The following is a 24968-nucleotide window of genomic DNA, read 5'->3' as shown; positions in this document are numbered from 1 at the left end:
CGTTGGGCGCTCTTTGGAGCTCTACTACATTGACGGCCGGCCCGACGGCATGCTGACAGCCGAGCTATTCAACTGGACCGGCCACGTCCTGATGGCGCCGCGCACCCAGATCGCCGAGGCGCTAGCGCGACCGGAGGCGAGCTATGCCGGGGTCTACCTGCTGATCGGCGAGCAGGAGGGCGAACTACGCGCCTATGTCGGCGAGGGCGAGGACATCTCCGCCCGCATCCGCAGCCACGATGTCCGCAAGGAATGGTGGACGAGCGCGGTCCTGATCACCGCAGCCGCCAACAAGCTCAACAAGGCCCATGTCCGCTATCTGGAGGCCCGGCTGATTGCCGAGGCACGGGCTATCGGCCGCGTGCCGCTCGACAACGGCACCAGCCCCGTACCGGCTGCGCTAAGCGAAGCTGACGTGGCGAAGATGGAGGCGTTCCTGGAGAACCTCTTCATCGTCCTTCCCGCGGTCCGGGTGGACATGTTCATCAGGCGTACCCGGCCTGCAACGAGGACATCGACTCCTGACATCGTGCTTCCCGCCAGCACGATTGCCGACGCTATGGCCCCCAACCCTCGTTTCGTCCTGGAGACGCGCAAACATGGTCTGCGCGCTTCCGCAGTCCTGCAAGATGGCGAGTTCATCGTGGAAGCGGGATCAATCGCGCGGGGCAGCTGGGTTGGGCCAGCGTCACACAACTACGCCGATCTCCATGCCGAGCTTATCCGTAGCGGAGTGCTCTCACCCGAGGGCGATCACCGCCGCTTTGCGGAAGACTATGCGTTCCGGAGCCCTAGCGCCGCTGCTGCGGCGGTGAATGGACGTCCGTCCAACGGGCAAGTTGAGTGGAAGACCGATCCCGGCGGGTTCACCTATCGCGATTGGGAGCAGAGCCAGCTGCAAGCGTCGAGAGGGTCTCAGCCATGAACCGCCTCCACCAGGAGATCAGCTTCGAGAGCGAGGTCTGCACCATCCTCGCGTCCAAGGGCTGGCTGTATCAGGCCGGCGACGCGCAGGCCTATGACCGCAAGCGCGCGCTGTTCCCGGCCGATCTGGTCGCCTGGATACAGGAGACTCAGCCAAAGGCGTGGGAGAGCCTGACGAAGCTCCACGGCGCCTCAGCGGAGCCGCTACTGTTAGACCGTGTGCGCAAGTCGCTGGACGACCGCGGGACGCTCGACGTGCTGCGCAACGGCGTCGACACCATCGGCGTGCGCGGCACGATCCAGCTCGCCCAGTTCAAGCCGGCAATGGGCATGAACCCGGATATCGTCGCCCGCTACAGCGCCAATCGGCTGCGGGTGGTGCGCCAGGTACGCTACAGCCTGGCCAACGAGAATTGCATCGACCTGGTCCTGTTCCTCAACGGCCTCCCCGTCGCGACGGTAGAGCTGAAGACCGATTTCACTCAGTCGGTGCAGGACGCAGTCGACCAATATAAGCACGACCGGCTACCGCAGCAGAAGGGGCACGAACGCGAACCGCTGCTGAGCTTCCCGTCGGGCGCGCTGGTGCACTTCGCCGTTTCGAACCGCGAAGTGATGATGACGACCAAGCTGGCAGGGCCGGCCACGCACTTCCTGCCTTTCAACCAGGGCGATCATGGCGGCAAGGGCAACCCCGCGCAGCCCTTCGGCCACGCCACGTCGTACCTGTGGGAGCAGGTTTGGCAGCGCGACAGCTGGCTGGAGCTGCTGGGCCGCTACCTCGTTACCCAGCGCGACGACAAGAAGGCCATTCGGTCGATCATCTTCCCGCGCTATCACCAGCTCGACGTGACGCGGAAGCTCCAGACCGCGATCCTTCAGGAGGGCGTCGGCGCCAAGTACCTGGTCCAGCATTCGGCGGGATCGGGCAAGACCAACTCCATCGCCTGGGCCGCGCACTTTCTCTCCGAGCTCCACGATGCGAACGACGAGAAGCTATTCTCGACGGTGATCGTCGTGTCCGACCGACGGGTGATCGACGGGCAGCTTCAGGACGCCCTATTCGATTTCCAGCGGACCACGGGCGTCGTCGAGACGATCAAGAGCGAGAGCGGCAGCAAGAGCGCGCAGCTGGCCGACGCGCTGAAGGCCGGCAAGAAGATCATCGTCTGCACCATCCAGACCTTTCCCTTCGCGCTCCAGGCGGTGCGGGATCTGGCGGCGACCGACGGCAAGCGCTTCGCGGTCATCGCCGACGAGGCGCACAGCTCGCAAACGGGCGAGGCAGCGGCGAAGCTCAAGGAAGTGCTCTCGCCAGAGGAGATTGCAGAGCTCCAGGACGGCGGCGAGATCGACACCGAAGACCTGCTGGCGGCGCAGATGGCGGCGCGGGCGAGCGATACCGGCGTGACCTACGTCGCCTTTACGGCAACCCCGAAGGCGAAGACGCTCCAGCTCTTCGGGCGAGTGAAGCAACCGGGCGGCCTGCCGGAGCCGTTCCACGTCTACTCGATGCGGCAGGCCATCGAGGAGGGCTTCATCCTCGACGTGCTCAAGAACTACACGCCCTACAAGCTGGCGTTCCGCCTGGCGCACGACGGCAAGGAGTTGGAGGACACCGAGGTCGAGCGTTCGGCAGCGACGAAGGGGATCATGCAGTGGGTAAGCCTGCACCCCTATAACATCGCGCAGAAGGTCCAGATCGTCGTCGAGCACTTCCGCGAGAACGTGCAGCCCCTTCTCGACGGCAAGGCCAAGGCCATGGTGGTGCTGGCGAGCCGCAAGGAAGCGGTTCGGTGGAAGCTCGCCATCGACCGCTATATCAAGGGCAAGGGCTACCCGCTGGGCACGCTCGTCGCCTTCTCGGGCGAGGTGAACGATCCCGATTCGTCGCCGGAGCCGCTGAGCGAGGTGAGCAAGGAGCTCAACCCGAACCTGAAGGGCCGCGACATTCGCGACGCCTTCAAGGCCACCGACTATCACCTGCTGCTCGTGGCGAACAAATTCCAGACCGGGTTCGACCAGCCGCTGCTGTGCGGCATGTATGTTGACCGGCGCCTGGCGGGCGTACAGGCGGTGCAGACGCTGTCGCGCCTCAACCGCGCCCATCCGGGCAAGGACACGACCTACATTCTCGATTTCGTGAACAGCTCCCAGGAGGTGCTGGCCGCGTTCCGGACCTATTATGAGACGGCAGAGCTCGAAGGCGTCACCGATGCCAACCTCGTCTACGACATGCGTGCCAAGCTGGATGCTGGCGGCTGGTATGACAGCTTCGAAGTGGACCGCGTGGCGGCCGTCGCGATGGACCCGAAGTCCACCCAGGGGGATCTTGCGGGGGCGCTGGGGCCGGTCGCGGATCGCCTGCTGAAGCGCTTCGCCGCAGCCAAGGCCGCCAAGGAGGCTGCTGACGCGCTTGAGGACGAGAAGGCTGCGCAGACGGCAAGCGACGAGATGGGCACGCTGACGCTCTTCAAGACCGACGCGCAGACGTTCATCCGGATCTACACCTTCCTCAGCCAGATGTTCGACTACGGCAACACGGACATCGAGAAGCGCTTCCTGTTCTTCAAATACCTCGTGCGGCTGCTCGATTTTGGGCGAGAGCGCGTGGCGGTGGACGTCTCACAGCTGCAGCTCACGCACCACGCACTGAAGAAGATGGACAAGCAGCCGATGCTGATGGGCGGCGAGGCCCCAAAGATTCCGCCGATGGGCGAGGCCGGCTCCGGTTCGATCCAGGAGAGGCAGAAGGCGCTCCTCCGCGAGATCATCCAGCGCGTGAACGACCTGTTCGATGGCGAGCTGACCGACGGCGATCAGCTCGTCTACGTGAACGAGGTGATCAAGGGGAAGCTGCTGGAGTCCGACGAACTCGCCATGCAAGCGATGAACAACAGCAAGGCGCAGTTCGCTGCCTCGCCGACGCTGGACAACGAGCTCCTGAGCGCGATCATCGACGCGCTCGACGCGCACCAGAAGATGAGCCAGCAAGCGCTGGGCTCGGACAAGGTGCGCGCGGGGCTGAAGGACATCCTACTGGGCCCTGGGCAGCTCTATGAGGCACTGCGGAAGGGCGAAGGCCGCGTCGAAGAGGAAATAGCCGCCGGTTGATCCACCTTATCGGACGGCCAAGCATCTAGGACGACTACCATCATCACCGACGTTGATCTGATCGAGATCCAGCAGGACCTTGAAGACGAATCCCGAGCGCTCGGGAAGGCGCGCTATCGGAACAAGCGCAACGCACATTGGGTCGACGCAATCGGCCCCCAACACGATGAGGCGGCGCTACCACCTGGCCGGGCGATGCTCAGGCGGACGCTCAAGCCGACCGCAGACGCAATCCGCGCCTTCTTGACGGACGCGAGGGCGGGTCGAGCAGGACGGCGACACGCAGCCTTTGATCTCCTCGACCAAGCGCAAGCAGAGCCGGAGCCCCTGGCCTACCTCACCCTGCGCTGCGCCATCCAGGCAGGAGCCCGCGAAGTTCGCGCTCAGGGTGTGGCGAAGGCCATCGGAAATGCGGTGCTCGACCATCTTCGAGCCGAGGAGTTCGCCCGGCTCAACCCAGAGGGCGCAGAGGGGCTGCAAAAGAGCCTCGCGGCGCGCGCAACGGTAAGCCAGAAGCGCCAGCGGGCCATCGAAGCGATACAGGATGCCGAGGGCGTCGCGCTCAACTGGTCCCAGCACGAATTGGTGACGGTCGGGCTCAAGCTGATCGAACTCGCCATAGAGGCCACCGGCCTGTTCGAGCTGAAACTGATTCAGACCAATGTCGACAAGCAAATCCGCCGCGAACGTAGGCTGTGCCTCACGGACACGATGCACGACTGGCTCGAAACGCAGCACGAGCGCTGCGAGCTGCTGGACCCGATCCCTCTACCGATGGTGGTTCCGCCTTGTCCGTGGACGACCCCGAGCGACGGCGGATACCTCACGCCGCCCATTGGGACGCGGCTAGTAGGATCGCACAGCCGAGCCTACGGCGACGAACTCAGCAGCGTCGATATGCCTATCGTCTATCGGGCCGTGAACGCAGTGCAGGCGACTGGCTGGCGTGTGAACCGGCCGCTGCTGGAGGTCTTGGAACGCCTCGAGACCGAGGGCGGCGCCCTGGCCGGCGTTCCACCGCGCGATCCAGAGCCGATCCCGGCGCGCCCTTTGGGAGAGGACGAGCCCGAGGCAGTCGAGCGCTGGAAGCGGGATGCCGCGAAGGTTCATGCACGCAACGCAGCCGGACGTGGCAAACGTCTGGCGCTGGCCCAACAGCTCTGGGTCGCACGAAAGCTGGCCGACTTCCCTGCCATCTACTTCCCGCACGATCTCGATTTCCGGGGGCGCGTTTATCCGGTCCCGCAGGGCGGCCCTCACCCGCAGGCAGGCGACATCGGTCGCTCCCTGATCGAGTTCGCTCGTGGGAAGCCGCTGGGGCCCTCGGGTGCGCGCTGGCTCGCGATCCACGTCGCTAATGTGTTCGGAATCGACAAGCTCCGCTTCGAGGAGCGTATCGCCTGGGTCGAGCAGCACCGGGCGGAAATCCTCGACAGCGCCAGCGACCCGTTGGACGGCGCCCGCTTCTGGACGACCGCAGACAAGCCTTGGGCGGCGCTCGCCGCATGCTTTGAATGGGCGGGCTATCTCCAGCATGGCGAAGCATTCGTCTCGCACCTGCCAATCGCCATCGATGGGTCGAACTCCGGCCTCCAGCATCTCACGGCGTTGCTTCGGGACGCCCAGGCGGCTCCGCACGTAAATCTGACGCCCAGTGACAGCCCAGGCGACATCTACGCACTCGTCGCGGCAAAAGCGCAGGTGATGGCCGATGCCTCGCGGGACCCCGGCGCGGCTCCTTGGAAAGACGGCAAGATCACGCGCGGGATAGTGAAGCGACCCTGCATGACCTACGTCTATTCCGCGACGGCGCGCGGGATGGGCGACCAGATCAGAGCCGAGCTGGCCCGCCTCGACGAAGCCGCAGCCAGCAACGGCCAGCCGCCCCACCTCGGAGGCGCGGACAACTTCGCATCGGCGACGTGGCTCGCGACGCGGCTCTATTGCCTGATCGGTGATACAGTGCCCGCAGCTCGCGCCGCGATGGAGTGGCTCAAAGCGGCAGCCAAGGCGATCAGCGCGCTCGACCTGCCGCTGTGGTGGACGACGCCGGCTGGCCTGCCTGTCCTGCAGCGATATCCGAACACGAAGGCAGGACGCATCGAGACGACGTTTCGCGGCAAGCGGCTGCAGCTCCAGATCGCGGAGGAAGCGGGAGCCCGAACACTCGCCGAATGGATCGATGAGAAGCGCGTTCCGACAACGGACGGTCGGCAGGCACAGGCGGGGATCGCTCCCAACTTCGTTCATTCGCTCGACGCCGCACACCTCATGCTCACAGTCGTGGCGGCGCATGACGCAGGAATTTGCGACCTGGCGGTGATTCACGACAGCTTCGGCACCCATGCTGCTGACACGGACCGCCTCGCGGCGATCCTGCGTGAGACGTTCGTCGCCATGTACGAGGCCGATCCGCTGGCGCGGTTCAGGGCCGCGTTGTTGGAGCAGTTGGAACCGCACACCAAACTGATTGCCACTCTGCCGCCGCTACCCGCCGTCGGTGAACTCGACCTCCAGACCGTGCGAGGGGCGACGTACATGTTCGCATGATCGCCGGCCGACCCATTTCCCCTTTTTAGTAGTGTGAGCGCTCAGGTGACCTAGGCGCGTGGCCTGGGGGCAGTGGTCGAATGGTTCTGGCTCAAAAATCCGAAGCGCCATAGCGAGGATGGACCGTCGCCACCGCCCCCCCTTACCCCCTCCTCCACGATTGCCTGCCTCCGCAATCACCAACCATTGCTGGGCTCTGAAACTGGTGGCGGTGAGGCGTGAGCGGCCAGCGCTCAGCATGCCTAGGAGCGTCGAAGGACAGGCGAACTCGCCACCACCCGAAAGCCACAACCTCGGTCGGCCCTTCGCATGGTGGTGTCCCAGTCGGGTATACTTGGATCGAACACCGGCATCGAACAGCACATCCGTCCCAATAGGGTTGACATTTGATTTTAGGACACGCATTCAGGCATGGTCTAGAACCTAATGGGACACTTCGATGACCTCTAAGACCTACGGGTACGGTCGCGTCAGCACCGACGATCAGGACTGCAGCATCCAGGAAGCGGCACTCTACGCCGCTGGCTGCGACATCGTTCGCAGTGAGAAGATGAGCGGTACCACAACGGAGGGCCGGAAGGAGTTGGAGACCCTGCTCGACTTCATCCGCTCTGGTGACACCTTGATGGTCACGCGCATCGACCGTCTAGCCCGATCAGTGGCGGACCTTGAGAAGATCGTCGGAGTTCTGAAGGAGCGCGGAGCCTTCCTGCGAGCGACCGAACAGCCCATCGACACGTCCACGCCCGCAGGCGTCGCCTTTCTCCAGATGCTCGCGGTGTTCGCGCAGTTCGAGACGGCGATCCGCCGCGAACGCCAGATGGAGGGCATCGCAAAGGCGAAGGAGGCGGGGGCCTACAAGGGGCGCAAGCCATCGGTTCCAGTCGAGGAGGTTCGCCGCCTGAGGGCCGAAGGTGTCCGTCCAGCTGACATTGCAAGACGCCTCAAGATCGGCCGAGGGAGTGTCTACCGCGCGCTTGAGGGCGCCGCGTAGGTTTGACCGTCCGTCTTCCTGTGCCTGCTTTTTTGCGAGCTCGCGTTTTGGGTAATCGAGGTGATCATGAGGGGTTTTGAGAAGCGTCAGGCCGAGCGTGAGGCGCAGAAGGAGCGTGAGGCGGAGGAGTGGCGCAGCGTTCGAGCGAAGTTCCGGCAGAAGCTGGAAGGGGCCGGCGCGCAGCTTGATCCTCTGTTCGTTGAGGTACGAGCGCATAGCCCAAGTTCAGACGGCGAGTGGTTCACTTGGTGGCTGCGGGATGAGGTTGTCGGCAACACGGTCAAAGTGCAGAATGCCATCGCGGCGAACTTCATCACCCATGTAACACTTCATTCCGGCCGAATGGCTGCGCCCGGCGAGAGTGGAACTGCTCGCATGTGGCTTGATGCAGAAAGGGCGGGCAGCGGAGAACTCGATGCGGCTCTCATGCTCACTGCAATGAGGGCGACCGAGACGGTGCCGGAATTACGTTGGGGCAAAGCGGTCTCTACATATCGAGAGAAGCTCTTCCGCTGGTCATGGGATACGCTGAAAGCTGCGGCAATTGACCCATACACTCTTTCCAGCAGGTGGTTCCTGCCTCGCCTACTGCAAACGGACCGAGAGGCTCGCGACGAGGGAGAACTGGTGGATCTCATCGCCGCCAACCTGGCGTCCTTCCTTCTTGAATGGACACCAGTTCGCATCGAGGTAATCTATAGCGCTGCGGAGGCGTCTGCAGGGGAATCGTCCTGGCACTGTGCGGGCTTCATCGATCCCGCCTGATCGGCAAGCTTGGAGGCGCTCTATCGCCGCCCCGTTACGAGCGTCCTCCCGCCAGTGTGGCGCATATAAGGCCCCTCGGCGAGAATGATCGATGCCTGCGGATGTGGTTAGTCAGCTACGCCCGGATATTTCAGCATAGAGACGATCTGTGCCCGGCGCTGGATCGATACGCCACGCCCGTACACACCAAAGGTGATGCCCTTCTTTTCGTGACCAACGATCTGGGCAACCTCGGTTTCAGGTACGCTCGCCGCCTCCCACTGCGCCACCGCGTTCTTTCTGAAGGAATGAAATGCCGCCTGCCGGTCAGCAAATCCCAGCGACTGCTTGAACCGGGTGAATTCCTTCCCGGCATCAGCACCCGCCTTCTTCCCCGGTCCTTCGGGATTGAAGCCGGGCCAGAGGCGGTCTTTTGGCTTCCCTCGCGTCCGCGAGACCAACCACGATAGGCTCGGGTGAACGGGCACCTGCCGGTTACCCGCAGGCGTCTTCGCGTCCCTCACATCGAATACATCGATGCCGTCGACCTTCTTTAGGTTCGCCCACGTCAGGCTCGCAATCTCATCCAGACGCATTCCACTGAACAGGGCAACCAGCATCACCTCCCGCAAGTCGGATCGCTTTGGACCGGGGTTCAGCAGGCGCTCAAGTTCCTCGGGCTCCCAGGGACGGTATCCCTTAACGTTGACCCCGGCGCGCAGACGGGTGCGATGACCGCTGAAGGGGTTCCGGCCCTCGGCGTAGCCGCGTTCGCTTGCCCATTCCCATAGCGCCTGAAGGGTCGCGGCGTGGCGGTTACGCGTTGCGTCCGACAGGCCTTTGTCCCGGCCGCCAAAGGCGTCCTGAAGGTCGTCCCACGTCATGGCCCGTGCTGCCGAGGAACGTGCCCACGCGCTGTCGAGGTGGCGCAAGGCGTCCATGAACCGCGCCGCGTCCGGGCGGCCAATACCGCGAATGGGCTTATCCCGCCAATAGCCCGCGAACAGCGCGAAGGTGGCGCGCTTCTGCTGCTCGGTGTTGCTTTCCTTCAGGCCCGTCTGAGTCTTCCACAGCTTCATGTAGTCGCTAGCAAGCTGGCTGAACGACGGTTCGAACTCATGCCGCACGTCAGGCTTGCGGCCAAGGAGGGTCGTTCGTGCGTCATGGAGAGCTGCCAATCTCGCAGCCGCTTCAGGGGACGGCTCCTCCTCATGGGGCGTGGCCTCGGCAATCTTCTCAATCTCGTAATCGATACCCGCATCAACGGGCTCTTGTCCGATGGTGTGAACTTGAAAGCGGCCCGCCGCCGCCGCTTGTAGGGTGTCCTCGTACACGCGCCGCAGGGTCGAACGAGCGTCCTGCGCCAGCCCCTCACGCTCTGCCCACTGTACCCTTAAGGCGTTCTCCCATTGGTCAGCCTCGATCTGGGCGAGCTTGCGGCTGGTGGCCTTCAGCGTGCGATACAGAAACTCCCGGTCGTCATGGTGCGGGCGGTGAGCTAGGGGGATGCGGACCTTCGCCTCGAAGCGATTGTGACGTGGGCGGATGGCGGCCATGAGGGGTCCTGAAGGAGCGTGTGGGGCAGGTTTGTGGGGCAGCTCTGTGGGGCGCAACCCCGCAGAAAACAATCATTTCTTGCAAATTCAGGTGCTTGAGAACCCCTCTGCTCCGCCTCCTGCCGCCCCAGCCATCTGCCTGAAATCCCAGCCAATTGGCTGCTAAGTGTTTGAAGATGCTGGCTGACTATCAGGGTCGGCCGTTGGCACCTGCACAATTGTGCATCGGATTGTGCCAATGCGCTGGCCGGGAAGGCCGCGGTTTTGGACTGTCTTCAACATGTATATCGGCGCGGACACATTTTCTGGTGGCGCCGAATTCACCGTTTATTGGATAATAGCACCCTAGATGTCCGGCTGTCGCTGCGGACCACCGACCGGAAGGCAGCGCGCAACATGGGGGCGGCGCTCACGGCGGTGACGCCGAGGGTGCTGGAGATGCTCGACAGGCGGGCCAAGCAGAATACCGGTATCACCGAGCAGGAGCTCCAGACGATCGCCAAGGCGATGTACGAGGAGCGGCTGGCGGAGGTATGCACCCTGCAGCGATCGACGCCGTACGATGTCGAGGACCACTCGGCCGCCAATCTGGCGTTCGTCGACTATTTCGAGCGCCTGAAAAACCAGGGCGGTCGCATGTCCTTCCTGCCGGCCGAAGAGCGGAAGTTGGAGGCGGAGGGCTGGAGCGCGCAGCGGATCGCCGACCTGCGCAGGATCATCGCCATGCGGGAGGAGCAAGGGATCGACCCGATCCGGCAGGACGAGATCGATCGCCATCTTGCCGCCGCCGGTTTCGCGGTCGATGACCGGCTGCGCTGGATGCTGGAGCTAGCCCTCTATCCGGCCTACCGCGACGCCTATGCCGCCGCAGAGGCGCAGCTTCGAAGTGCGGCCACGCCCAGGACGGTGACGCCTGGCAATTCGGCCACGCCTGCACCGGCGCAGCCGTCGCCTTTGCCCGTCGCTGGCGTTCATCCTGCGCCGGTCGGTACGGCTCCGGGGGTGCCAGAGGACTGGCTGCATTGCACCGCCGTCGAGGCGGCGGAACGGATGATCGCCACAACGCCCCGCCTGCTGGAGCATCGCAAGGGCGGCAAGCGGGAGAAGGATAGCGTCGGCGAGCAGACGCTACGCCAGATCCGCTGGGCCGCCGTGCTGCTGCAGAAGTCCCTGCCCCCTGGAACGCCGATGTGGCGAGTTACCAAGGCGGACATCGTCAAGCTCGACAAATGGTTCGATCAGCTCTCCGTCAACTTCGGCAAGGCGGCTGGCGACCACGACCTCGGGCAAAGCCTGGAACAGGCCGCAGCCGTGTTCGCCGATCGGGTCGAGAATGGCGATGTGCCCATGGATCAGATCGGCTTGTCCACCGGGACCGCCAACAAGCATTTCAACAAGCTGGGCCAGATCCACAGCTTCACGCGCAAGGCGGTCCCCATCGCCGAGCCGATCGACTTCGGTGAGTTCACGGCTCCGATCGACAAGGACGAACGCGAGGCGCGGCTGCGCTATACACGTGAGCAGGGCGAGGCGATCTTCCGCCTGCCGCCATGGACCGGCTGCGTCGGCGTCGAGGAGCGACTGAAGCCCGGCCCGAAGGTCATCCACGACGGCCTGTACTACCTGCTGCTACTGGTCTGGTACACCGGCGCGCGCCGCGAGGAATTGGCCAAGCTGATGCTCGACGATGTCGAGGAGCGGCATGGCATCGACTATCTGCTGATCCGCCCGACCATCACCGGGCGGATCAAGAACAAGTCTGCCCGGCGCGTGATCGTCATTGCCGACGAACTGATCCGGCTTGGCTTCCTGCGCTATGTCAAGGCGATGCGCGCGGCCGGGGAGCAACTGCTGTTCCCCGAATTCGTGCCCGGCGGCGATACCAAGCGGAAGCTGGGCGACGTCTTCTACAAGCTGTGGTGGATCTATATCGCGCCGAGCGTGCCCGACCGGAAGCGCGGTCAGGCGATGCACTCCCCCCGCCATACCGTCTCGGACGAGCTGAAGGACCAGGAGGTTTTCATCGAGTTCCGCAACGATCTGCTCGGCCATAAGGGGACCGGTGGCGAGGGCATGACCCGCTATCCGGGCCGTGCCTCGCTCGAGAAGCTCAAGGCTACGGTAGCGAAGATCTCGATCGTGACCGGCCATCTGTCCGACCAGCGGACCATCTGCCTTCTGCCGCAGAAACTGCGGCAGGCGCGCCCGACGCGCGCGAAGGGGGACCGCCCATGACGCGCCCCAAGCCCGACCGGCGGCCTGGGCAAGTCAGAAGAAGGAGGGTGCGCACCCAGGTGAGAAGGAGCACGCGCTCCGGCTCTCGCCTGCGCGCTGAAGAAGGAGGAAATAGGGTAGCAGGATGGGTGGTGTATGACACCACCGGCCGCGCAGCGGGGCCTGCTCCGCGCCGACGGCTTGTCGCAGGAGAAACGGCGTGAGCCAGAATGACGCGGGCCGAGCTCCTCGGAAGGCGCGCGGCAAGCGTCCGCCGAGGAAGGATTCCGGCGACCGCATCGTCTTCCGGGTGACTGCCGAGGAGCGGCAGCGCTTGATCAGCGAGGCCGGCGAAGTGGGAATTTCCACCTACGTTCGCGCCCGTCTGTTCGGTGGCGGCGTGCGCAATCGTGATGCCCTGCGCAAGATCGCAGCGCTGCACGTCGCGGGTCGCCGCGTCCAGAAGCTGGCCGAGACGCACGATGTCGACGAGTTCGTGATCGCCACGACGCTCGGCGACGTGTGCACCGCGATCCTTGGGTTGGTCTACGAATTGGACGATGTGGTGGATGGCGATGAAAAGGCCGACGCCCCGTGATCGTGAAACGCATCCCGGCGCGCCCGGCCGGGCGCAATGCTACCACGGAGCGGGCGAGGCATGCCCGCAACCTCGTCGACTATCTCCGGCAGCCCGAGAAGCAGAGCGAGGAGAAGGATTATCAGGTCGCCTATATGCTGAGCGAGAAGCTCGGTGGCACGAAAGGCGAGCGCCTGTTCCATATCGGTGGTCGCAACTTCGTCAGCACCGCCATCGAGGGGCAACGCGTCGAGATGATCGCCGTTGCGCAGGCGGCAACCCGCACTCCCAATCCCATCGACCACTGGCTGCTGAGTTGGCGTGAGGGCGAGTTGCCGACGCCCGCCGAGATCGACGAAGCGGTCGGCATGTTCCTCGGGCATCTCGGCGTCAGCGACCAGCCGTGCATCTATGCTTGCCATGGCGACACCGACAATCGTCACGTCCATATCGCGCTCAACCGCTATGATCCGCTTGCCCGGCGGATGATCGAGATCAACGACGGCTTCACGCTCGAGGCAGCGCATCAGGCGGTTGCCCTGATCGTCGATCGGTTCGGCTGGCAGGCCGAAGCCGATGCTCGCTATCAGGTGGTCGATGGTCGGATGGTGATGAGTGCCGGGGCAGCGGCGCGCGTCGATGCGGATCGGAAACCGATCTCGCAGAAGGCCGCGGCGTTCGAAACCCGGACGGGCTATCGTTCCGCGCACCGCATCGCCCAGGAGGAAGCCGTGCCCCTGATCCGGGCGGCGCGATCGTGGGACGCGTTGCATCGCTCGCTCGCCGAGGTTGGTATCAGCTATGACACCATCGGGACGAACGGCGTAATCCTGTCGGTTGGAAACGAGAAGGTACGAGCATCGGCCGTCGATCGGTCGATTACCCTCGTGCGCTTGGAAAAGCGCCTTGGGGACTTCGTCCCGCGGGCGGCCGCTGTGGAAATCGCGGCCCGTGACGCGAAGGGGAATCGGCTAGCGAAGGCCTTCAGGGCTGATGAATATCGCGGCGAGCTCGAGCGGTGGAAAAGGTGGCAGAAAGCCAAGCGAGACGCCGCATCGTCAGAGCATGCCACCGATCGTGCACGCGCGGCTGCCCTCGCCAGGCAAAAGGCGCCCAAACGGCCCGCTCCAAATCTGGAAAGCTGGTATTATGAGCAGGGGGAAGGTGCCTTTGCCAAAGCGTGGCGTCAGCGCCATAGCGCAAGGGCGTTCCCCAGTTTCGGAGTGGGGAGCTGCAAGCGCCCGGCCGATCTGCCGTCGATCGATGGATTTCATGCCTATCCCTGCTCGGACGGCGTCCGCTACGCCCGGAAAGCCGATGGTCCCACGGCCTTCCTCGACAGGGGTGAGGCAATCGACGTGATCGCACGGGACGAGGCGGCCATGCGCGCTGCGTTTCGTCTTGCCGTTCAAAAATCGGACGGCCGCGTGATTGTGACGGGCGATCACGAATTTCGTGAGCGGACCTACGCCATGGCCGTAAGACATGGCCTCGCCGATGCACTGGCGGACCCCGATCTGGCGGAGCGGTGGCGTGCGCTTCAGCAGTCACTCCCGCGACCAGATGATGCTCTCGCTGAGCGAGTTGCCCTACCGGCCGCTGCTGCGGTTGGTCCATCGCTTTCGCCCCTCCCGCCGGCGCTACCGGTCCAAGGTGCGAAGGACGATGTGCCTGCAAGCCCGGTCGAGTCTGTTGTGGCGGCATCACCATCGGTGAACGTGATCAAATGACCGATGCCCGTCGCGAAAGCAACGGCGATGCCTGAGCCCGTACCGCATGCAAAGGTGCTTCCACTGGCATCGACTGAGCCGGACTTGGCGCTGCCCGTGGTGGACCAAAGAAAGCGCCGAAAAGCGCGTGATGCGAACCCACCCCGCCTGAGCAAAGGTCCGAACGATATAGACTTTCCACCCGGTTTTCCGCCTCGCGGACGGGAGGCCGGGCGCTAGTAGAGCGCCCGATGCAGAAGAAGCGAAGCAGGAGTGCGCCTTGGCGGCTGTACCGTCAGGGTGAAAAAGAAGGCGACGCGTGTGCAGCCCACGCCGCCGGAGTGACAAAGACAATGAAGACCAAGAATGCGGCTGTGGTACCTTGGCACAGCCCGGCCGAGGTCATGGACATGATCTATGACGTGCGCGAACCCGGCTGTGAGGCCGTCGGCTATGCGCTGCTGCGCCCGCGATCCCGGCAGAGCGTCAACCACGTCATGGCGGTGTTCGGCAGCAAGCTGGCGCCGTTCAAACCGGAAGCCGATGCGCCGCGGACATCGTGCGGTCTGCCCGTCACGGCCCGCGATCATCGGCTGATCCTGGCGCAGGGGGCGCCCGATACCCCGCTGTGGCGGCTGTTGGAGGATTATGATGCGAACGTCCGGCCGCATCAGCGGCTGCTCGCCGCGATCCTGACCATCAAAGGCGAGTATGACATGCCTTCGCATGACCTGCTCGACATGGCGTCGGCCTATGCGGCGGTTCATCTGGCAGGCGGTCGTCGCCTGTCGACGATGGCAGTGCTGCACGTGCCCGGTGACGGACTCAGCACCGCCCGGCAGCATGTTCACCTCTGCGTGTTGGCGCGGCAGCATCTGCCGAGCGGATGGGCCGGCGAGCATCCCGATCTCGTCGACACGGCCCATCAACTCTGGGCGGACGAGATCAGTGCCTTCCGCACGGGATGGTGCAGGATCACGGCGGCGGCCTGAGCGGCACGGGGCGGCATCGGCCGCCCCGTATGACACAGGATCAGCGGCCGTCGATCACGTCGGACCAGCTCAGATCGAAGCGGGCGAGGTACTTGCGCAATCGATCGGCGTCATTGGTCGACCTACGCTGGCGGCGAGAGGCGGCGAAAAGGGTCCGGCCAGCGTCGGACAACGAGCGGCTGGCCCAACATGTCGCGACGACATGCGCCAGTTGGACCCGATCGAACGGGTCCAGCGCCTCTAACTGCTCGGTTGACAGCAGATCGGCCAGTGCATCGGGCGCGTCCGCCCCGCCCGTCCAAAGGCGCTTGAGCCGCGCGATCTCGGCGGTGACGCAGTCGACGTTGATCCGTCCCGACGGACTGAAGGTCGCCATTCGGGTGACGCTGGCGGCGAGGTCGCGGAAGTTACCTGGCCAGCGTGCCTCGGCACTGGTCGCGAAGCCGAGATAACGGTCGCGCGCTTCCTTGTTGAAGGTGATGCGGTCGCCTTCGCGCTCGGCATGGCGGTCGAGTTCATAGTCGAGATTGGGCGCGATATCCTCGCGGCGCTCGGCAAGGCCGGGCAGCGCGAAGGTCCAGAGATTGAGTCGCGCATACAGGTCGTCGCGGAACGTCCCCGCCGCCACGCAGGCGGCAAGGTCGCAGTTGGTGCCGGCGATCAGCTGGAAGTCGCTGTCGACTTCGCGGTCGGCGCCCACGGGGAGGAAGCGCTTGTCCTCGATCGCACGCAGGATCATCGCCTGTTCGTCAAGGCCGAGTTCGCCGATCTCGTCGAGGAACAGCACGCCGGTGTCCGCCGTGCGCAACAGCCCGGCACGGTCCGCAGCGGCGCCGGTGAAGGCGCCCTTGCGGTGGCCGAACAAGGCCGACATGGCGCTATCACCCTTCAACGTCGCGCAGTTCACCTCGACCAGCGGCCCCTTCACCTGTCGCTTGACCCGTTTCAACTCATAGATGCGCCGGGCGAGCTGGCTCTTGCCCGCGCCGGTCGGTCCCATCAGCAGCAAGGGCGCGCGGCTGCGGACCGCGACCTGCTCGATCTCGTCGATCATCGCGTTGAAGGCGGCGTTGCTGGTGTCGATGCCCGATTTCAGGAAGCTGGTGCTCTCGGCGCTGTCGGCGGCGAAGCGTGTGGCGATGCTGTCATAACGCGACAGGTCGAGGTCGATGATGTTCCACGTCCCCGCCGCGCCGCCAGACCCACGGGCGGGCTGTGTCTGGAGTAGGCGACCCGGCAGATAATGTGCCTCGGTCAGCAGGAACAGGCAGATCTGCGCGACGTGCGTGCCGGTCGTGATGTGGACGAGATAGTCTTCCGCATCCGGATCGAACGGATAGGCCCGCGCGAAGTCGAGCAGCTTTCCATAGACCTCCTCGAAGTCCCATGGGTCGGCGAAGTCCATCACCTGCATCTCGACCCGCGTTTCCGGCGACACGGAGGCGATGTCGAGCGCTACGAATGCGGCAAGGCGCGCATGCTGGGTCCCGTGGATCAGGACGAGCCGGTCGACCCGCAAGTCTTCGTGCATGGTGAGGCCGACCGTCGGCCGCCATCGGCTCCACCGCCCGGCGTCGAACTTAGCGGCATCGAGCGTCGAGCCGAGAAAACCGATAGCGACAGTGGGCTTCATTTCGATACGATAAGATAAACTACGATCCTTGTCGATCGTATCTGCTCGGAGTGTGGACCAACCTGCTCATGATCGAGGTGTCAGGAGAAGCGTATGTTACGAGGTAGATAACCAGTTTCTCGACTGTCGGGCGGCATTTGGCACGCTCCTCGCAAAGCCATGTTCGTCGGATCGCATGGTATCGAACGGTCCGACACGCGGCAGAGGCGGCCGGAATAGGCCGGCCGCCTCAAAGGTAAGTCCGAGGAGTTAGACGATGACCGCCACCGCTTACGAATACACCGAGGTCCCTGGTGGCGTGCCGATCAAGGCCTGGACGCGGGGCGTTCCCGTTGAGGACGGCGCGCGGGCGCAATTGGCGCGGGCGGCGCAGATGCCGTTCATCTTCAAGCATGTCGCCGCCATGCCCGACGTCCATATCGGAATCGGCGCGACCGTGGGTTCGGTGATCCCGACCAAGGGCGCGGTCATTCCGGCGGCGGTCGGGGTCGATATCGGCTGCGGCATGATGGCGGCGCGCACCTCGCTGATGGCGAGCGACCTGCCCGACCATCTCGAGGGTGTCCGCTCGGCGATCGAGCAGGCGGTGCCGCACGGTCGCAGCGTCGGCCGGGGCAAGCGCGACAATGGCAGCTGGGGCAGCCCGCCGCCTGCGATCGTGTCGGCGTGGGCGACGCTGGTCCAGCGCTTCGACCGGATCTGCGAGAAGCACCCACGGCTCAAGAACACGAACAACCTCGTGCATCTGGGGACGCTGGGCACCGGCAACCACTTCATCGAACTGTGCCTCGACGAAGAGGCGCAGGTGTGGGTGATGCTGCACTCGGGGTCGCGTGGCGTCGGCAATGCCATCGGCACCTTCTTCATCGAGCTGGCCAAGCAGGACATGCGCAAATGGCACCTGAACCTGCCCGATGAGGATCTGGCGTACTTCCCGGAAGGGACCGATCATTTCGACGATTATGTCGAGGCGGTCGGCTGGGCGCAGGATTATGCGGCGCTCAACCGGCGGATGATGATGACCAACGTCATCGCCGCGATGCGCAAGGTCATCGCCAAGCCGTTCGAGGCGGAGTTGGAGGCGGTCAATTGCCACCACAATTACGTCACGCGTGAAAACCACTTCGGCGAGAACGTGCTGGTGACCCGCAAGGGCGCGGTGCGCGCGGCGAAGGGCGTGATGGGGATCATCCCCGGATCGATGGGCGCCAAGTCGTTCATCGTCCGCGGCCTTGGCAACCCGGACTCGTTCGATAGCTGCAGCCACGGCGCGGGCCGGGTGATGAGCCGAACGGCGGCCAAGAAGCTGGTGACGCTGGACGAGCATATCGCCGATACGGCGGGCGTCGAATGCCGGAAGGACGAAGGCGTGATCGACGAGACGCCCAAGGCCTATAAGCCGATCGAAGCCGTGATGGCCGCCCAGGCCGATCTGGTGGAGATCGTCCATACGTTGAAACAGGTGGTGTGCGTCAAAGGGTGAAGCGGGAGACAGCGACAGGCCGGGGGCCTGTTGCCCCGCTTCACCGGCCGCCAAGGCGGCCGTGGACGACGCACACCACTGGTCAGAGTGAATATCATGATCGAGATTGATGGCAGCGAGGGCGAAGGCGGCGGACAGGTCGTACGCAATGCGTGCGCGCTGTCGCTTGTTACCGGGGAGCCGGTCCGCATCACGAATGTCCGCGCCAGGCGGTCGAAGCCGGGGCTAATGCGCCAGCACGTCACCGCGATCGAGGCGGCGTGCGCGATCGGCAGCGCGACGTGCGAGGGGCTGGTCGTCGGGTCGTCCGACCTGACCTTTCGTCCCGGCCGGGTAAAGGCTGGCGACTATCGATTTTCGGTCGGAACGGCGGGGTCGACGGGGCTGGTGTTGCAGACGGTCCTCATGCCGCTGCTGCTCGCCGACGCTCCGTCGCGGCTGGTGCTGGAGGGCGGCACCCACAACATGCTGGCCCCGCCGTTCGAGTTCATCGAGCGCTGCTTCCTTCCGATCGTCCGGCGGATGGGCGGGCAGGTGGAGGCACGGCTTATCCGTCACGGCTTCTACCCGCGCGGCGGCGGGCGGATCGAGGTGGATATCACCCCCGGCCCGCTCCGGTCGGTCGAGTACATTGCGCGGGGCGAGGCGCTCGGCGTTTCCGCCTGCGCCTTGTTCGCCGGATTGCCCATGTCAATCGCCGAGCGGGAGATCGCACTGGTTCGCAAGGCGCTCGGCTGGTTGGAGCGCGAATGCTTCATGCGGGAATTGCCGGCTGATCAGGGCCCGGGCAACATCCTGTTGCTGGAAGCACAGTTCGAGCATGTCACCGAGATTGTGAGCGGCTTTGCGCAACTGGGCGTGACGGCGGAGCGGGTCGCGAAGAAGGCAGTGGGGCGGATGCGCGGCTATCTGGCGTGCGAGGCCTTTGCCGGACCGTATCTCGCCGACCAGTTGCTGTTGCCGATGGCCTTGGCGGGCGGCGGCGTGTTCACCACCGTCAAGCCGAGCGAGCATGCCCGCACGGCGGCGATGGTGATCGAGTGCTTCACAGGGCGACGCACCCGGTTCGAGCAGCAGGCGGGAGGGGCGCATGCCGTGACGATCGCCTGACGGATTGCGAGCGTAACGACTTTCTGCTATATGCCCCGCGAGCCCGCACCAACTGCGCGGGCCATACGGAGACATGCTGTGTTCGACCTTGCCGCCTATTGCGGTGCACGGGTCGGCGGTCTCCGGCCTTTCGCGTAAACGTCCCACGACGTTGGCGGCGGGCCGGCATCCGCCCCCGCCGCACCTCACCCATTCGACAGGAATGACGTCGACGCGCGCCTCTGCGCCGTCGGCCTGAGAGACTCGTGGATACGACATGGACGAACTGGATATCGTTCGGGGCCTGATGCTCCGGACGGCGGGCGCGTTGCCCGCCACGGCACCGCTCGCCAAGGCGCTGCTGGAATGGGCGGAGCCGCATCGGCCCTGGCTGCTGCCCGACGTGGAAGGCGAATGGAACTGGGAAGGCTTACTCGCCGGTCTGGCTGCTCCGCGTGGGGAGCCGGTGCGGGCGGAGGCGCTCAAACTCGCGGGTACGCTGGCGCGGTTGCTAGGATTGTCGCCGATCGATGCGGCGCTGCTGCGCCTGATGGTCGCGTGCGACCGACTGCCGCGCATCGGTGTTTTGACGCGCTTGCTCAGTCGCCATGGGCATGACCTGCCGCAACTCCTCGGCGAAATGGCCGGTGCCAGCGCCGAGGATGCCGAACGTGCGGCACGCCGAGGAGCGGTCACGCGGATTGGCCTCGCCTGTTTCACTGCGACGCGCGAGAATGAGGCGGATGTCGAGATCCGCTGGACCTTGCAACGTCTGCTCGACCGTGCTCCGGCGAGCGAGGAGGCCATGCTCGACACTTTGGTCGGTCGGCGGCAGGCGGCAACGCTGGGGCTCGACGCCTTTGCGCATCTCGAACCGATCGACTTCCTCGTCCGCCTGCTTCGCGGTGCGCTGGGCGAGGCGGCGGCGGGGGTCAACATCCTGATCTACGGCCCGCCCGGCACCGGGAAGACCGAACTGGCACGTACGCTGGCGGCTGCGGCAGGCGCGGTGCTTCACGGCGTCGGCGAGGCGGACGAGGACGGCGAGGAACCCGGCCGGTGGGACCGCGTCGCGGCGCTCGCCCTGGCGCAGCGTCTGCTCGGCGGGCGGGAGACGGCGGTGCTGCTGTTCGACGAGATGGAGGACCTGATCGGCGATGCCAGCCCGTCCGCGGGTGGCGACTGGTTCAGTCGGCGCGAGGGCAGCAAGGTCTTCGTCAACCGGCTGCTGGAGGCCAATCCGGTGCCGGTGATCTGGACGACCAACGCGATCGGCAATGTCGATGCGGCGATCCTGCGGCGGATGAGCTTCGTGCTGCGGCTCGACCTGCCGTCGCGCGCGGCGGCGGCGGCGATGCTCGACCGGGTGGCGCGGGAGGAGCAGGTGACGCCCGGTCCGGGCTATTCCACCCTGCTCGACGCCGCGCCGGAAGCGGCGACCGTCCTGCGCATGGCCGCGCGTGCGGGTAAGCTGGCGGGCGAGACGGATGGCGGCACCGTCGCAGCCGAGGCATTGGTGTGCGCGTTGCGTGGCGGCACGTTGCCGCCCCCTGGCCCAGCGGCGTTCGATCTCGACCTGTTCGAAACCGATCGGCCGGTCGACCGCCTGTTCGCGGCCATGGCAGATGGCGGGGCAAGCGACGTGTCGCTGCTGCTGACGGGGCCGCCTGGCACCGGCAAGACGGCATTTGCACATCATCTCGCACGGGCGCTCGACCGGCCGCTGCTGGTCAAGCGTGCATCCGACCTGCTGTCCAAATGGGTCGGCGAGACCGAGGCGCAGATCGCCAACGCCTTTGCCGAGGCGCGGCGGCGGGAGGTCGTGCTGTTGTTCGACGAGGCGGACTCGCTGCTGTTCGACCGCAGTACGGCGCGAACCAGTTGGGAAGTGGGACAGGTCAATGAACTGCTGACGTGGCTCGACCTGCATCCGTTGCCGGTCGTCGCGGCGACGAACCATGAGGCGGGGCTGGACCCGGCGACATTGCGGCGGTTCGTCTTTAAACTCCGGCTGAAACCGCTCGGGGCAGAGCGCGCCGCCGCCGCCTTCCTGCGTTTTTTCGGAGAGCCCGCCCCGACATGCCTTGGCATGGTAGAGGGGCTGACTCCCGGCGACTTCGCGGTGGTCGCGCGCCAGTTGCGTCACTGGCCAGCGGCGGATGCGCTGGAACTGGTTGAACGGCTGCGCGCGGAGGTAGCCGTGAAGCCTGGCCAATCGGTGCGACTTGGCTTTTGATCCGATGGACGGGGTGGCTGCTGCCACCCCGTCCATCGTCAGAATGCTGCCTTATCGGTTTTCGGCGCGCGGGCCAGCACGGCGGCCTCGAACGCCTGCTTGAGGCGGCGATCCGCATCGGTGCCCGCTTCCAGGATGATGGAATTGGTGCCCATGGCGGTGCTGCTCCGCAGCGTCGGCCACGCCGTATCGAGTTCGCCACCGGTATAGGTCATGCCGCAGATCTTCGCCGCCTGCGGCGCACACCAGTGCCAGGTAAGCCCCTGATCCTTCACCGCATCGGGCTTGCCATACTTGGCGGAGAGCTGTGCCTTCATCGCCGCTTCGCCCATCGTGGTGCCTGGGATGGTGACCTCGACGCGCGACACGCTGTCGCCCCCGGCGATTTGGGCGAACTGGATGTCGGCACGCTCCTGGTGTGGTCCCATGGCAATGATTTCGGCGATCCCGGCATAGGTTGGATTGGGTGCCGCCGTACCCTTGCGGTTCGCCACTTCCACCGCGACGCGCTGGGCGAAGGACGCGGTCTTGCGCGTCTCGGTCACCCTGTATCCGGCCTGCTGCAGGGCTGCCTTCACCTGCTGCGGCGTGTCGCCGAGCCGAATGCCAGCCACGTCCATGGTTGCCGGATCGGCGGCATAGGCGGGTGCGGCGAAGGTGAGCAGTCCGGCTGCAACCGCTGCGAATATCATTCTGTCGTACATGGCTATGTCCTTGTGGTGATGCGGGATCAGCGGAGGGTCAGGCTGAGGAAGCCGGCGGTGTCCTGCTCGCCGGCGACGTGCCCGGCGTCGAAGGCATGGGCGACGCCGAGCCGCAGCGAGGAGGTGGGCGACAGCGCAGCCAACCAGCCGAGCTCGACATCCATCTCGCGTGCGGTCGGTGTCAGGTCGACGCTGGTAAGACGGGTGGCGAGCACGCCAGTTATCAGGTCGTAGGTGATGGGCGCCTCGACCACTGCGCGGGCGCGCTCGAGCCGGAGCGGCGAGGACAAGCCAAGCGTCACGGTGCCGCCGCCGAGGCGATGCGCGGCGTCGAGCGCGAACGCCGTCCCGGTCATCGGCCCGGTAAAGCGCAGCATGTCCGATCCGCCATAGACCCGGGTGGTGGCGGCCGTGGCCCGTGTCGACAGCAGCACGCCAGCAACGGTTCGGCTGGCGGTCAGCGTGGCCAGCGTCGTCCGGCTGCCGGAGAGGGCAAAGCCAGCGGGGCCGCGCAAGCCCAGCACCTGACCGCGTTCAGTCAGGTCGGACAGTTCGACACCGAGGCCCATCGGCGATGCGAAAGTGACGCTGCGCAAAGCAGAGCGGCCGTCGCGCGATGCGCCGGAAGCAAAGCCTGCCGACCAACCGTCGCCACTCCACGACGATGACGTACCGACCGGCGCGGCGACGACACCGCGCAGGGCAGAACCGGCGATGCCCGCACCTTGCCCGATCCCGACATTGGCGCTGAAGCTGACGGTCTGGCCTGCGGCAGGCGAGAAGGTGAAGGTGGCCGGGCGGCCGGAACGCGCCGCGGCCCATGGTCCGGTGGCGGCGGAGGTGAAACCGAGCTTGGGGTCGTTGGCCGTGGTGGCCAGCCACGGCGGATCGATCGTCCCCAGCATCGCGCCTGCCAGCAACCCCGATCCCCGGCTGCATGGTGCGGCGCTGCTGGTCATGGCGAAGTCACGGCCATAGCGGTCGAACACCGTCATGCGGGTCACGGCATCGGATAGCTGCCCGCCGCTCCCGAAGGGGGCCGACAGGCTGAGCGAGGAATAGCGCGCCAGCACCATGTCGGCGGCGGTAAAGGCGCTGGCCGGTGCCTGCGCCTTCATCGCCGCCTCGATGTTGAGCAGACCGGCACCGAAGATTTGGTCGGCACCCTTGTCGCCGAGGTCGGTGGCGGTATCGAGCAGGATGCGCGAGATCGCCTTGCCGCCGAGTTGCGGCCAGTATTGCTTGAGCAGCGCGGCCGCCCCGGCGATGGCGGGGGCGGCGAAGCTGTTGCCGGTGACGGTGGTCAGTTGCCCGTCCTTGCCGACGACGCTGACGTCCGTCGCGACCACCGCCAGCGTGCGGTCGGCGAGATCACCGGGCAGGCCATTGCCGCTGGGCGGTCGCAGCGCACTGTCGACGCGGATGCCGAACAAGAAATTGTTCTTGTTTTCCAGATTGCTGCCAACGAAATTGCGGGTGATGGTGCCTAATGCTGCACTCTTGTCGTCGACAAAGTTCGAGACGGACTGGACGAGCAGCCGGTCGGCTTTAACGACGCCGTCCATGGCGTTGCGTTGGTCGGTCGCCGCCTGACCGGCTGCCCCGCCGTTCAGGCTCATCGAGATGACGAACGCCCCTTTCTCCACCGCATAGGCGATGGCCGCGGCGATGTTCATCGGATTAGCGCTGTCCGCCTCCTTGATGACGGAGGTCGCGGTGACGCCTTCGAGATCGGGGGCGGCGATCTTGAGGGCGAGTAGTGTGGCGTCATAGGCGACGCCGTGCACGCCCGAGCCGTTTTTCGCGGCGAGCGCGACTGAGGCGACCTCGGTGCCATGGCCCTGTACATCGTCCAGCGGGAAGGTCACCGTCTCCGGCGCACAGGTGGCGCAGCGCGCGATCTTGCTTTCGAACGTTTTGCTGTCGGGCGAGATACGGCCGGCGAACTCGGCGCTGGTGGTGGCGATCCCGGTATCGATGACAGCGATGGTCATGCCCTTGCCAGTGATGCCCTTGTCATAGGCATAGGCGGCCTTCGCGCCGACCACAGCGCCAGACGCCTCGTACTCGGCGCTATCGGCAGCGCTGGGCGGCGGGGTCGGTGTGGGTGATGGCGTCGGTGTCGGGCTCGGCGTCGGCGTGGGTGCAGGCGTCGGGATCGACCCTGACGAAGCGACGCCGCCACCTCCACCGCCACAGGCCGCGAGCAGCATGGCTGCTGAAATCACCGATGGTGTTTGAAATGTTTTCCGCCACTGGCGGCTGTGTCCCGCAACCATACGCACCCCCGTGTCGGGCGATGCATCGGCTTCCCCAGCCGGCGGCACCGCCCCGTGAAACGAGGCGATGCCGGCCCGAAAGCCGGAAGTTGAGAACTCGCGATTAGACGAGCGCGCACGCCTTTGGACCCGAAGGCCTTGGACATACGCGTGCGCCTCCCGGCCGAAAC

The 24968-nt window shown here is 65.4% G+C and carries 16 protein-coding genes; 12 read left to right on the top strand and 4 right to left on the bottom strand.

Annotation, left to right across the window (positions count from 1 at the left end; all coding sequences use genetic code 11):
- The first annotated feature begins 13 nt into the window (after nucleotides 1-13).
- From SPHPH_RS0108785 to SPHPH_RS0108765, 5 genes are all read left to right on the top strand, one after another.
- Nucleotides 14-925: a GIY-YIG nuclease family protein gene (locus SPHPH_RS0108785; RefSeq protein WP_238303006.1), complete on the top strand. Its 912-nt coding sequence runs from the start codon at nucleotides 14-16 to the stop codon at nucleotides 923-925.
- A complete protein-coding gene (locus SPHPH_RS0108780; RefSeq protein ID WP_028966369.1) occupies nucleotides 922-4038 on the top strand; it encodes a type I restriction endonuclease subunit R in 3117 nt (1038 codons plus the stop codon). Before SPHPH_RS0108785 ends, SPHPH_RS0108780 begins: the two co-directional genes overlap by 4 nt.
- 195 nt (nucleotides 4039-4233) lie before the next feature.
- Complete coding sequence (locus SPHPH_RS0108775; protein ID WP_051272926.1) at nucleotides 4234-6588, top strand: DNA-directed RNA polymerase; 2355 nt, start codon at nucleotides 4234-4236, stop codon at nucleotides 6586-6588.
- 439 nt (nucleotides 6589-7027) lie between these two features.
- A complete protein-coding gene (locus tag SPHPH_RS0108770; RefSeq protein ID WP_028966367.1) occupies nucleotides 7028-7582 on the top strand; it encodes a recombinase family protein in 555 nt (184 codons plus the stop codon).
- A 66-nt stretch (nucleotides 7583-7648) separates the two neighbouring features.
- The gene (locus SPHPH_RS0108765) at nucleotides 7649-8347 is read left to right on the top strand and encodes a hypothetical protein (protein WP_037488327.1); all 699 of its coding nucleotides are present in this window, start codon (nucleotides 7649-7651) and stop codon (nucleotides 8345-8347) included.
- A gap of 107 nt (nucleotides 8348-8454) precedes the next feature.
- Here SPHPH_RS0108765 and SPHPH_RS0108760 read toward each other — a convergent pair whose 3' ends face one another.
- Nucleotides 8455-9882, bottom strand: a complete 1428-nt coding sequence (locus tag SPHPH_RS0108760; protein ID WP_028966365.1) for a tyrosine-type recombinase/integrase — start codon at nucleotides 9880-9882, stop codon at nucleotides 8455-8457.
- Between the two features lie 396 nt (nucleotides 9883-10278).
- Between SPHPH_RS0108760 and SPHPH_RS20440 the strand changes: the two genes are divergently transcribed.
- The 4 genes from SPHPH_RS20440 to SPHPH_RS0108740 all read left to right on the top strand — a co-directional run bounded on the left by SPHPH_RS20440 (nucleotide 10279) and on the right by SPHPH_RS0108740 (nucleotide 15374).
- The gene (locus tag SPHPH_RS20440) at nucleotides 10279-12117 is read left to right on the top strand and encodes a site-specific integrase (RefSeq protein ID WP_156025922.1); all 1839 of its coding nucleotides are present in this window, start codon (nucleotides 10279-10281) and stop codon (nucleotides 12115-12117) included.
- 199 nt (nucleotides 12118-12316) lie between these two features.
- Nucleotides 12317-12694: a hypothetical protein gene (locus SPHPH_RS0108750; RefSeq protein WP_156025920.1), complete on the top strand. Its 378-nt coding sequence runs from the start codon at nucleotides 12317-12319 to the stop codon at nucleotides 12692-12694.
- Nucleotides 12691-14403: a relaxase/mobilization nuclease domain-containing protein gene (locus SPHPH_RS0108745; protein WP_028966363.1), complete on the top strand. Its 1713-nt coding sequence runs from the start codon at nucleotides 12691-12693 to the stop codon at nucleotides 14401-14403. Before SPHPH_RS0108750 ends, SPHPH_RS0108745 begins: the two co-directional genes overlap by 4 nt.
- Nucleotides 14404-14633: 230 nt before the next feature.
- On the top strand, nucleotides 14634-15374 hold the full coding sequence (locus tag SPHPH_RS0108740; protein ID WP_156025918.1) for a hypothetical protein: 741 nt from the start codon (nucleotides 14634-14636) through the stop codon (nucleotides 15372-15374).
- A gap of 40 nt (nucleotides 15375-15414) precedes the next feature.
- On the opposite strand, the gene rtcR is transcribed toward SPHPH_RS0108740, so the two are convergent.
- Nucleotides 15415-17007 (bottom strand): RNA repair transcriptional activator RtcR, encoded by a 1593-nt coding sequence (rtcR, locus tag SPHPH_RS0108735; protein ID WP_028966361.1) that lies wholly within the window; start codon nucleotides 17005-17007, stop codon nucleotides 15415-15417.
- 256 nt (nucleotides 17008-17263) lie between these two features.
- On the opposite strand from rtcR, the gene SPHPH_RS0108730 reads away from it, so the two are divergent.
- The 3 genes from SPHPH_RS0108730 to SPHPH_RS0108720 all read left to right on the top strand — a co-directional run bounded on the left by SPHPH_RS0108730 (nucleotide 17264) and on the right by SPHPH_RS0108720 (nucleotide 21815).
- The gene (locus SPHPH_RS0108730) at nucleotides 17264-18490 is read left to right on the top strand and encodes an RtcB family protein (RefSeq protein ID WP_028966360.1); all 1227 of its coding nucleotides are present in this window, start codon (nucleotides 17264-17266) and stop codon (nucleotides 18488-18490) included.
- Nucleotides 18491-18586: 96 nt separating this feature from the next.
- The gene (gene rtcA / locus SPHPH_RS0108725; RefSeq protein ID WP_028966359.1) at nucleotides 18587-19600 is read left to right on the top strand and encodes an RNA 3'-terminal phosphate cyclase; all 1014 of its coding nucleotides are present in this window, start codon (nucleotides 18587-18589) and stop codon (nucleotides 19598-19600) included.
- A gap of 256 nt (nucleotides 19601-19856) precedes the next feature.
- Nucleotides 19857-21815: an AAA family ATPase gene (locus SPHPH_RS0108720; protein WP_028966358.1), complete on the top strand. Its 1959-nt coding sequence runs from the start codon at nucleotides 19857-19859 to the stop codon at nucleotides 21813-21815.
- A 38-nt stretch (nucleotides 21816-21853) separates the two neighbouring features.
- Here the strand turns inward: SPHPH_RS0108720 and SPHPH_RS0108715 are convergent, their stop codons facing one another.
- Both SPHPH_RS0108715 and SPHPH_RS0108710 read right to left on the bottom strand, forming a co-directional pair.
- Nucleotides 21854-22519, bottom strand: a complete 666-nt coding sequence (locus SPHPH_RS0108715) for a hypothetical protein (RefSeq protein WP_156025916.1) — start codon at nucleotides 22517-22519, stop codon at nucleotides 21854-21856.
- 26 nt (nucleotides 22520-22545) lie between these two features.
- Nucleotides 22546-24567 (bottom strand): S8 family serine peptidase, encoded by a 2022-nt coding sequence (locus SPHPH_RS0108710; RefSeq protein WP_028966356.1) that lies wholly within the window; start codon nucleotides 24565-24567, stop codon nucleotides 22546-22548.
- Nucleotides 24568-24968 lie beyond the last annotated feature (401 nt).

The sequence above is a fragment of the Sphingomonas phyllosphaerae FA2 genome, assembly GCF_000427645.1.
GTDB lineage: Bacteria > Pseudomonadota > Alphaproteobacteria > Sphingomonadales > Sphingomonadaceae > Sphingomonas > Sphingomonas phyllosphaerae.
This window is presented reverse-complemented; position numbering and strand designations above follow the sequence as displayed.